Source organism: Leptolyngbya sp. FACHB-711, from assembly GCF_014695615.1.
Taxonomy (GTDB): Bacteria; Cyanobacteriota; Cyanobacteriia; order Elainellales; family Elainellaceae; genus Leptolyngbya_A.
This window is the reverse complement of sequence record NZ_JACJOR010000499.1, coordinates 1-10,844: the sequence shown is the minus strand read 5'-3', so window position 1 is coordinate 10,844 and position 10,844 is coordinate 1. Positions and strand designations below refer to the sequence as shown.

General features: G+C 52.3%; 6 protein-coding genes. 2 read left to right on the top strand and 4 right to left on the bottom strand.

Going from position 1 to position 10,844, the window contains the following annotated elements; all coding sequences use genetic code 11:
• Positions 1–258 precede the first annotated feature (258 nt).
• On the top strand, positions 259–1,101 hold the full coding sequence (locus tag H6F80_RS23600; protein ID WP_190793966.1) for a Tic22 family protein: 843 nt from the start codon (positions 259–261) through the stop codon (positions 1,099–1,101).
• 94 nt (positions 1,102–1,195) lie between these two features.
• Positions 1,196–2,107 carry a peptide chain release factor N(5)-glutamine methyltransferase gene (prmC, locus tag H6F80_RS23595; RefSeq protein WP_190793965.1) on the top strand — a complete coding sequence of 304 codons (912 nt, stop codon included), beginning with the start codon at positions 1,196–1,198 and terminating at the stop codon, positions 2,105–2,107.
• Positions 2,108–2,317: 210 nt separating this feature from the next.
• Here prmC and H6F80_RS23590 read toward each other — a convergent pair whose 3' ends face one another.
• The 4 genes from H6F80_RS23590 to H6F80_RS23575 form a co-directional block, all read right to left on the bottom strand.
• Positions 2,318–4,933: a CHAT domain-containing protein gene (locus H6F80_RS23590; protein ID WP_199296785.1), complete on the bottom strand. Its 2,616-nt coding sequence runs from the start codon at positions 4,931–4,933 to the stop codon at positions 2,318–2,320.
• A gap of 796 nt (positions 4,934–5,729) precedes the next feature.
• Entirely contained in the window at positions 5,730–7,550 is a 1,821-nt protein-coding gene (locus H6F80_RS23585) for a Calx-beta domain-containing protein (RefSeq protein ID WP_190793963.1), read from the bottom strand.
• 433 nt (positions 7,551–7,983) lie between these two features.
• On the bottom strand, positions 7,984–9,330 hold the full coding sequence (locus tag H6F80_RS23580; RefSeq protein WP_190793962.1) for an APC family permease: 1,347 nt from the start codon (positions 9,328–9,330) through the stop codon (positions 7,984–7,986).
• Between the two features lie 808 nt (positions 9,331–10,138).
• Positions 10,139–10,844 (bottom strand): MFS transporter (locus H6F80_RS23575; protein WP_190793961.1); only part of this gene is annotated, 706 nt, incomplete at its 5' end.

The following is a 10,844-nucleotide window of genomic DNA, read 5'->3' as shown; positions in this document are numbered from 1 at the left end:
AATTGTGCCAATCTATTCTGCGAGTCGCGTTGGTCGCTAAACAGTCTATTGATTTCTCTCTTTCTTTTGCCCGCTCTGGTCAAGATTCTCGTCTGCTGAGTGGTTGGGTCAAGCGATCGACTGAGTGTTTTTTACCTCAAAGCGACAGATGCAGACAGCACAACGCTGGGCAACGCTAATGCAGAGTTATTGCAGAGTTATTTGCAGAATCATTCACCCACCTTTTTGCTGAATGCTCGCGTCATCACAGGAGTTTTTATGAAGTCAGTCATTCGTTGGAGTGCAACGCTAAGTCTAGTCAGTAGTGTGCTAATCGGTTCATTTTGGGCTGGCACAGCGCGAGTGCTGGCTTTAACCGCCGAACAGGTGATGGAACGCTTGCGTCCCGTCCCCGTATTTACCCTGGCAAATGAGCAGGGCGCCCCTCTGGTTGCCTCGCCGACCGAAGGGGAAAATCGCGGTCCTGTCGCCGGGGTTTTTATTAACCGTCAGGATGCCGAGCGGTTTCTGAACGATCTTAAGACCCGCAATCCTCAGGTTGCACAGGGTGTTCGGGTGGTTCCCGTATCCCTTGCCGATATCTATCAAATCGCTGAAACCGAGCGATCGGGTCAGACTCCGCAAGACCAGCAGCTTCGTTTTGCCTTTATCCCGGCCCAGCAGCAGGTTGACGCGGCAATGACGATTTTGAGAGAAGGCGGACAAACCGTTAACGAATTTGAGGGAGTGCCAATTTTTGTGGCGCAGTCCAGTGGTCAGAATCGTGGCTACCTGACAATTCAGCAGGGCAATCAGCAGGTGATTCCCATGTTCTTTGATAGAGCCGAGCTGCAAGCCGTTTTGACTCGCCTTCAGCAAAGTCAGCCTGAGCTAGCGAACGGTATGCAGGTTCAGGTCGTCAACCTGGAAGGACTGATCCAAACCTTGCAAGCCAGCGAGAACGAAGAACTGAATCAGATTTTGCTGGTTCCGCCTAGAGACAGCGTGGAATTTGTTCGATCGCTTCAGCCCCAGGGTGGGCAGGGGCAGCAAGGGCAGCAGCGACAGGGGCAGCAGGGAGGACAGCAGCGACAGGCGCAACCCGCTCAGCCTCGCCGGTAAGCCCATCGGGTTTATTGGATTGAAGTGAATTCGAGTTTTGTCTCCGCTGGGGCGCATTGATTTTGCGCCCTTTTATCGTATTAGTGCGTAATCTATGCCTTCTTTTCAGGTTTCTGGGAGCGCCCTGTGGCAATGGCAGCAAACCGCAAAACAGCAGGCGATCGCCGCCGGAATTTCTCCCCAGGAAGTCGATTGGCTTCTGCAAGAACTTGCCGGACTCGATCGCCTCAGCTTGCGCCTAGAAACTTACACATCCCAAACGCTCGCGCTCAAAGTGCCCCTGGAGACCCTCAGCGATCGATGGCAGCAGCGATTAACCGAGCGAGTTCCCGTGCAGTATCTTGCAGGGGTTGCACCCTGGCGACAGTTCCTGCTGCATGTGACGCCTGCCGTCCTGATTCCCCGCCCAGAAACCGAAATTCTGATTGATTTAGCGCAGGCTGCGGCTTGCTCCGCCGATGGAATCGCGCCCAATTTTGGCTTAGCCAAGGAACACTGGGCAGATTTGGGAACCGGAAGCGGGGCGATCGCGATTGGTTTAGCCGACAGCTTTCCGGCTGCTCAAATTCATGCCGTAGACTTTAGCGAAGCCGCTCTAGCTGTGGCTCAGGAAAACGCAAAACAGTGCGGCTTTAGCGATCGAATTCAGTTTTATCGCGGTTCTTGGTTCGAGCCACTCACGGACCTGAAAGGCAAGCTCAGCGGCATGGTATCCAACCCACCCTACATCCCGCAGCCCATGATCCCTGATTTGCAGCCCGAAGTCAGCCAGCACGAACCCCACCTTGCCCTCGATGGCGGCACAGACGGACTCGATGCAATTCGTCTTTTAGTCGAAACCGCTCCTACCTATCTGCGATCGGGCGGACTATGGCTAATCGAAATGATGGCAGGTCAGGCAGAAGCCGTTACCGCTCTGTTGAAAGCGCAGGGAAACTATGTTGGAATTCAGATTCATCCCGATCTGGCGGGGGTTGAGCGGTTTGCGCTGGCGTATCGCAGGTGAATGGGTGGATGGGTGGATGAGTGGGGGAGTTGTAGGGATGGAGTTTAGAAGAGGTCTAGTGAAGTTGGAGTTTGGCAGCGATCGATTCACACAAAGTCGTTCAAATCTCCCTATTCCCTGATCTCCCCATCTCCCCATCCCCTTATCTCTTTACTCCCTTATCTCTTTACTCCCTCATCCGCTCACTCACCCCTCCATTCATTCAACCTTTTACCCTCCATTTGCCTCCGGTGTCGCTGCCCCTAGCGTCTGCCAATCCCGAATCGCGATCGGTGTCCAGAGCCAGTTTTGGCTGAGGGCATTGGGCTGGAACTGCTGTGGGTTCATGGTTGAAACCATTTGATAGGTTTTAACGGCTTTGCTGAGCAGTTCTCCGGGCTGGGCGGTATCGGGGTTAGTTGAGGTTTTCCAGAGCGCGAGGGCAATTCCAGCGTAGCTGGTTAAGATGCGATCGTTTAGGGCAGGCCGAGCTGCGGTTGAGGTTTCCTGGGCAGCTGGCTGTTCCTGAAGCGAGAGTGCCCGCACCCAGGACTGAATCGCCTGCTCTGGTTTTCCCGCTTCGTAGTCGGCAAAGCCGATCGCCTCATAGTAAAGCGCATTGTCTGAATCGGCGGCAACTGCTTTTTCCCAGCTCTGGCGGGCATTGGCAACGCTATATTGACTGTTGCCCTGTTTAGCAGCCTGCCATGCTAAGCGACCTTGTAGGAAGTGAGTCGTAGCATCATTGCGGCGATCGACTGGAATGCTGGCAAGCGCGGCTTCGGCTTCGGTAAAAGCACCGCGATCGAGCAACGCCTCAACTGCCTGCTGACCGCGATTGTAGCGGTTTTGCGTAAAGCTATCGATCGCAAGCTGCTTCAGGTCAGGAGTTGATTTTGCGGCGAGTTCCGCCTGGAGCGTCGGGGGATTGGTAGCGGTTGTCTCACTCACCCTGCTTTGAAACTGCGAGACAATCTGAGGCACTGCCCAAAATCCGACGATCGCCAGCCCGATCGCTCCGGCAGCCCCAACCAGGGGTAGGACGATCGCTTTATTTTGCCGTTGACGGGCAGTAGTGCGTCGCTGGTAGCTTTGCTCGGTGTGAACCTGCCCCCCTGGAATCTGTTCGGTGTGAACCTGTTCGGTGGGGGTCTGTCTGCTGGGTTCGCTGAGGGAGTCTCCAGGCGGGTCAGGAGCAGTAAGCTCAGCGGAGTCGGGCGTGACAAGTGCTTTGGGAACAGCAACCTTTGCAGGGGGCGGGGTGCGATGACTCGGAACAGCCGGAGGAGTCGGGCGAATGGTGGACGCTGCTGGAGCGATCGGGGGCGTTGAAACCGCAGGCGGAGCAACTGGAGTCTCGCTTGGCGTAGGCGGAATAAGCTGCCGGATCATGTCTGCCACTGCAAAATCATCGTCGTCAACCGCTCCCGCATCGTCGAGCGCGTCCAGCCAGTCTGCATCTTCGGCGAGGACTGCCTGAGCAATCATGTCGGCTTCGTCGGCTGCGATGACTTCTTCGGGAAACGGCGAAGCAACGGGTTCTGCATTAACAAGCAGCGCAGGCGGAAAAATTGCTTCTTCGCCAGGCGGCAGCGGAAACACCTCATAGGTGGGCGGCGTAAACAGCAGGCGATCGGCGGGGTCCTCCTGTGATCGATCGGTGGGAGTCAGGTAGCCGTCAAACTCTGGATGCAGATAGAGAATCGGCAGTGCCCAGTAAAACTGATTCGAGCCATAGGATGAAATTAAGCCCTGCCTGGCGCGGCTGAGGCTGAGATCGATCGGGTAGCCCTGCTTCAGGTTGCGATAGAACAGGCGGGTCAGATTCAAAGCCACTTCATCGGGAATCTGCTCTGCCATTGCCAGCACCGAAGGAATTCCCCGACTGACCAATGCCTCTGCCAGGTTTTGTTCCAGATTTCGCCCCATTGCGGGATCGGTTTCGGTGGGCAGATACGCGCCGCGACAGGAATTAAACACCGCCAGACGAATGCCGTTATTCACCAGCAAGCCCGCCAGGTCGTCGCCGCTCATCAGTTCGGTGAGCCCGGTACGATTATTTACCAGATACAGCGAACCGCCGCCCGCGCTGACATCACTGTGTCCCGCATAGTGAAGCACCTGAAACTGACCCTGTTCGAGTGCCTGCGTTAGCTCTTCCCGTCCAGGCTGACTCAAGATCGTAAGCTGAATTTCTGGCTCCGAAGGCAGCGTGGACGGCATCCGCAGCTCTTGCTGAAGCTGGGTAGCTTCCCGATAAAGCTGCAACTGCTCGCGATCGCTCGGCGAGGCAACCACCATAAGAATTTTGAGCGGCTGACCCGGTTCTAGCATCAGCGACCCCCCTTCTTCCGCCAGACGAGTGCCCGGACGATAGCGCGAGAAAATGACCTGAATTCCGGTTGCCAAAGGACGGGGCGCAGCCTGGTTTTGCCGCATTCGCTCGATCGGCACATCAGAGCCATACAGCACTTCCCAAGGCAGGCGGGGCAGGCGATCGCCCTTCAGCCCCAGTCGCAGTCGCAATGCCTGACGACGGTTTTGAGCAACCCCCTGAGCCATCAGCCAGCTATCGCGCAACGTGCCTTGAAACAAATGATGATAAAGCTGCTGTCCCAGCTCCACTAGACTAAGCGACGGCTGCAAAACACTGGGGTGTTCCGGGTTGGTTATAAATGCCCGTTCGCCCTGCAAAATGCCCACGAGCGGATCGTTCATGAGCTGACGCGCTTGAGTCAGCCACGACTCCAGGGGCAAAACAAATTGTTCTTCCGCAAGCGGCACTCCTGGCGCAACTCGCTCTGTCCGAACCAGATACTCATTGTTCCCTACTGGGGTTACAGACACATGAAATTCCTGAGTCACCTTACCCGTGCGCTCCTGCTAATCGCTCAACTGAATCTGCGGCTCTCTGAGGGCTGAACCTCGATGGACTGAACAATGGACAAAACAGTAAATCGGACGATCGACAAAAGACTGAACCCAGGAGGCGGAACAGCACATCGGCGAAAGGCAAGCTCAGAGCCCCTGATAAACACAACATTTGCTAGCCTAGCGAAAATCAGACGCTTACAAGCGAAGTTCATCAAACTTGCAAACCAATCAGGAAATAAATCCTGGTGAGCTGCTTCAATTTCCGCTCGTTCTAGCCGTCCGCTTCGCAGATCGCCAGAAGGATAATCGCTACCTTACTTAGCGGGGATAGAGGTATAAAAAAGCTCGAATCGCGCTCTGTTTTCATCCACTCCGTTTTCATCCATTGTTCGTCTGCCTGAGCATTGCCCAGGAGAGTTCAGCAATCCAGATCGAATCTATCCCAATACAGGTCTGCCAGAACAGTTCCAAGGCAGATCTGGTCTAAGCCCCGTCCTATTCCGATCGCAGTCTGTAGGATACTCGATCCAGCTACTGAACCCTAAGACGCAGCCCACGCAAAAAAGTTACGGCGAGATTTGAGCTTTTCAAGCAGGCTGCAAAATTGTCTTTCCGGGAAATCGAGATTGGGCTAAAACTAAAAACTAAGCTAAAAATCTGGGTCAAATTTTCCGGACGGGCAGTCACTTCCAGGGAAAGAGGGAGTGGTAGATGCACCCTGATTTCAATTTCCTGGACTCCATTTTGGTGTTCGGGAATTTTTTTTGCGCTAGCCCTGAATCACAAAATCACGCACCCTCAGCGTTGGCGACCCTTGCAGCAAGGCAAACTTCCCGCCCTCGCCAAATCCGGCTGTGCTGCCATTTTCGTTGTAAAACAGGCTGCCATTTCTGCTGTTGTAGACAATCAGAGCGGATTGCTGCGCTGCTGCCCGGTCGGAGTTCACGATCGCAAACTCGCTTTTGCTCTGAAATCCACGTCCTATGTCGCTTTGAAGTCGGCTAAACGTGGGTTGACTTAAGCCAATGCGATCGCGTTTGGAGACGAAATCAGTAACGCGATCCAGACCTATCTCGGCAAACGGCACACCCGCACCAAACCAAAAGCGATCGGATTGGCGCCCGCCTGTAAGAATGTCATTTCCTGCACCCCCAATGAGCGTATCCATTCCGGATTGACCCAGTAGCCGATCAGCTCCCGCTTCACCCGCGAGAACATCGCGACCTGCTTTTCCCAGCAGCCGATTGTTGCCTGCGTTACCCGTGATGGCATTGTTCCTCGCGTTGCCGATGCCGCTAATAGGGGTAGTTCCCATGAGCCGCAGGCTTTCCATTGCTTTAGGCAGGGTTGTGCTGACCGTCGCCGCTAGGGTATCGCTAATCGTGACCGTCGCCTCAGCGTCCAGAATCGCACCGTTGTTGGCATTGCTCAGCGTCAGGGTCAGGGTTTCATCAGCTTCGGGCACGTTATCGTTCAGAATGGGCAGTGCGATCGTTTGGGTGGTTTGACCGGGCGCAAAGGCGATCGTGCCGCTGATTGGAGCATAATCGCTGCCTGCTTGAGCCGTTCCGTCTGCGGTGCTGTAGCGGATGGTAATTGGCTGAGTCCCTGCTTTAGACAAACTCACCGTAATCGCTGCTGTAGAATCGCGTCCTTCGATTGCAGCAACATCGACGATCGATACAGCAGGAAGCTCAGGAGCCACCGTCGGAGGGCGAACCCCGGCTTGACCTTCGGTAACAGAGGCGATCGGCGGAGCAGCAACGCCAACCACACTTTGAACAGTCTGCTCAATAATCGATTCAAGCTCTGGACTGATGGGGATTGGACGGCTTTGCTCTGGACGATTGAGGGAATATTGGACAGGAATCGGCAGTTTTGTAAGATCGCCGCCAAACAGCGTGGCGTAATAAGTCGCTCCTACAATGTATGACCCAATATTATTGAGATGAATATTATCGACATACAGATCCCAAATGCTGGAATAGCCCGGAACCTGCCCACTCTGCATCTTTTGATTAAGCTGAAACAGAACTTCGCCCACCGGCACAAGCCGAATTGGCTTTAGATCGGGAAACGCCTCCTGTAGGCGAGTTTGCAGCCGCTCAAAATAACTGCGCGACTCATTATTGTTCCCCGATGTCTCTACGCCGTAAGTTGCCTGCCAGAGAGCATCCCAATCGGCTGCGGTGGGGTTCGGATTGCGGCTCGATTTGCGGGGCCATCGCTGGTAAAGGTAGACCTGAAGATTGGGGCTATTTTGCCGGGCAAGATTGATGAAATTACTCGCCATCTGCAAGTCGCCCTGCTGCGGGTTTCCCTGACCTCCCAGAACCGAGCGATCGAACGGCTGAAGCGACAGCGCATCCCACTGATAGTTACCAAGCGCACTAGGATAATAGCCGTAGGGCTGCTGCTGAAATCCATTATTAGGGTGTTCCCAGATCCAGCTTAGGGGCGCACCGGGAATGACGTGTCTGCCCCAGATCAAATCGTCTCCACCGCTTTCTGACAACGCATCCAATCCAGCCTGGTTAATGGTATCGGTAACGCTGTTGCCAACAAAGTAAGTTCTAAGTTGAGAAGCCATTCTTGTTCAGCAGCATCTGTGACAAGCTTAAGCAAGCAGAAAAGGCACTAAAAAAATGCCCGATCGCAAATATCAAGCAGGCGATATTGCATAAGCGATTGCGCTATTTCTGTTAATATTTCTAAAACTATCCTTTCATATAAATCCTTTCACATCCATCCGTTGAGCGATACAACACTAAATCCCTTAATAGGCAGTGAGCCGATCGCAGCCAAAATAAACGAACAGAATGAACGAGCGTGACAAACAGTACTGTTTTGTCATAAGCAAAGTCTAAATTCCTCTTTCTAAAGGAAGAAGGAAGAGAGGACTACCGAAAAGTATCAACCGATGTTCTTATTAATGAAAGACAAAACATCAACCCAGAAACCAGGGATGAACAAACGAAATTAGCGTATCCGTCTTGATCGATTCATCATCAATTCATCGAGCGTTAAAGGCTGTGCGATCGCTGTTTTTTCACCGCACTCTGAATGCCAATCAAAAGCACCCCTATGCCTACAAACGCCAATGCCAGAATGTGACTTTCTCGCGAGGCAAAGGCAACCAGGATCAGGTTCAACAGCAGCGCGAGGGCGGGTATCGGCAAAGGCACTCGAAATCCGTTCGATCGCGGTTCACGACGCTTAATGATCAGCAGCGAGAGGTTGACCAGACAAAACATTGCCAGAATTAATGTTGCTGTCGTTCCTGCCAGGAATTGCAGCGTACCGGAGAGTGCCAGGAAAATCGCGATCGGCAGAATCACAATCAGCGTACGATAGGGCGTTTGTCTGCTCCGATGAAGTTTACCCAACCAGGCAGGCAGCAGCCCTTCCCGCGCCATTCCATAAAGCAGTCGAGATGCCGTAATGAAGTTGAGCAGGGCAGTATTGAGTACGGCAAACAAAGCAATGACAGTAAAAATGACCGAAGGAAAATTCGGCTGTGCCTGACGAACCACATCTAATAGCGGCGCATTGGAAGCAGCTAACTCCGAGGGACTGATCACCTGAACCGCCAGCCAGGACACCAGGATATACACCCCTCCGGCAATTGCCAGGGCCAGCAGAATTGCTCTAGGCAGATTGCGTTCTGGATTTTTGACTTCCTCTGCCACATTTACAATGTCCTCAAACCCTACAAAGGCATAGAACGCCAGAGCCGCACCCTGCACCACAGCTAACCAGCCTACTGTTTGCCCAGAGGGAGCCGAAGCGATGGGCAGAGCTTGAGCGGTTGCCCCGTTGCCTAGCAGAAACAAAACCGAAACCAGAACGACGATCAGCAGTCCTGAAACTTCCAGCGTCGTACAAAAAATATTAAGGGCAGAAGACTCCTGCATTCCCCTAAAGTTCACAAACGCTAGTACTGAAAACAAAGCGAGAATAATGAACCAGTCAGGAATAACAGGAATAAAAGCATTCAGATAGCCTGCAAACGCCTTTGAGAGGGTTGCCATCGACACCAGGCAGGTACAAAACATTAACCAGCCCACTAGAACTGAAAGCCAATCTGTGCGAAATGCCCGGTTGACAAAGCAGGCAACTCCTCCGCTTTGCGGAATGCGGCTGCCCAGTTCGGCATAGCTCAACGCGGTAAGCGCAGCAACGACCATTGCAACGAGAAACGAAGCCCAAACCAGAGTGCCAGAAAGTCCTGCAATTTTGCCAACAACTGCATAAATTCCAGCTCCAAGAATATCGCCAACTCCGTAGATAATTAGGGTTGGCAAACCAAAGACGCGCTTCAGTTTAGTTGCATCAGCTTGAGTTTCTACAGCATTCGTCTGAGTTTCCATAAAAGTCAATTACCTTTTAACAATTTTGAAAATGAGACTTATTCCGATCCTGCTTCTTTATTAATGTTTTATCAGTATAAGGGATTGCTAATTAACTGCAAGCTGGTTATTTTTACTAACAAATTTATCTGCTTTAATAGATAAGTTGAAGGGAAGGTTCATCGTTCATTTTCAGGTGCAAAAGCTTTATCAGCCAGCGTTTAATCTGTCATCTATAAAAGAGTAGAGATAAAAGAATAGAAAGTCATATTTCGTTTGGCTTAAATCTAAATCGAAATTCTAATCCGAGGCAGCGATCGGCATTAAGCGAACTTTTTAAACCAGGCGATCGAAATTAAGCCGTTAGTAACCAGGGTTTATGCTGGGCGATTAACTTAAGTTGAAGGACACGATTAAATCAAAAACAATGTAAAGCAAAGATTGGTAAAGCAAAGATTGGTAAAGCGAGGACAATAGAAAATAAAAACAATGGAATCTTTATCCGCAAAAAGCAAAAAAATTCCATCTCTGGGAATCTTTGAAATTGGAAGGAGGCTCGGTTTCCTTCAGCGTTAGGGAGTTCTGGGGCAGTTCAGATCACAGCGATAGCTTGCCAAATATCCTTAAACATTCTTTAAGTCAAGCTGGATCAACCAGAGGACGCTTTAAAGGTATCCAATCTCCTACATCGCCCCCTAAATCCCCCAATGCTGGGGGACTTTGAATGTAAGCGGAGTTAGCTCGGCTCCCCTAGAATTAGCCCGTGCGGGGAGCAGTTCGAGGAATCATGATAATTTTGTTAAACAACGTCTCAAGCAGGCTGGATAAATCAGGACGAAACAGACAGGCGACGCGGCAAATTCATCAGGGTAAACCCGATCGCAATCAGCATGAAAAATGCTCCCGTCCAGAAGGGTGACAGCACACCAGAATGATCAAACACCCAGCCTGCCCATAGCGGACCCAGAATCGTCGCAACACTCTGGAGTGCCTGGTTGCCCCCCAGCGTTTTGCCCTGCTCCTGATCCGAGACGCGGTTTGAGATCAGACCCCGCAATGAAGGAATAATTAGCCCCACGCCTAATGCCAACAGAGCTTGAGTTGTGTATAGCGCAGGCACGAGAATCGGACCCCTTGCCGGAATCAAAACAATGCCGCCAAAGGCGATCGCCACTAGCCCCAGCCCCCCGATCGCCAGCTTAGACTCGCCAAAGCGCGGTAGCAGAGAACGAATTAGCCCTCCTTGCACCACGGTTGAGACAATGCCAATAAAGAAAAAGACGGCGGCTGCCTGACTCGGTCCCCACCCGTAGCGATCGTTGAGGAACAGCACAAAAATACTGCTAAAACCCGCAAACGCGAAGTTAAAGATAAAGAACGCAATCAGCAGTCCCTGAATCCGAGGATTTTTGAGTAAATCGATCAATTGGCTGATGGGATTGAGATCTTGCCGTGTAAAAGGACGGCGATGCTCTTTGTCCAGCGACTCTGGCAGGACGAACCAGCCCAGGCAGAAGTTTAGTAAAGCGATCGTT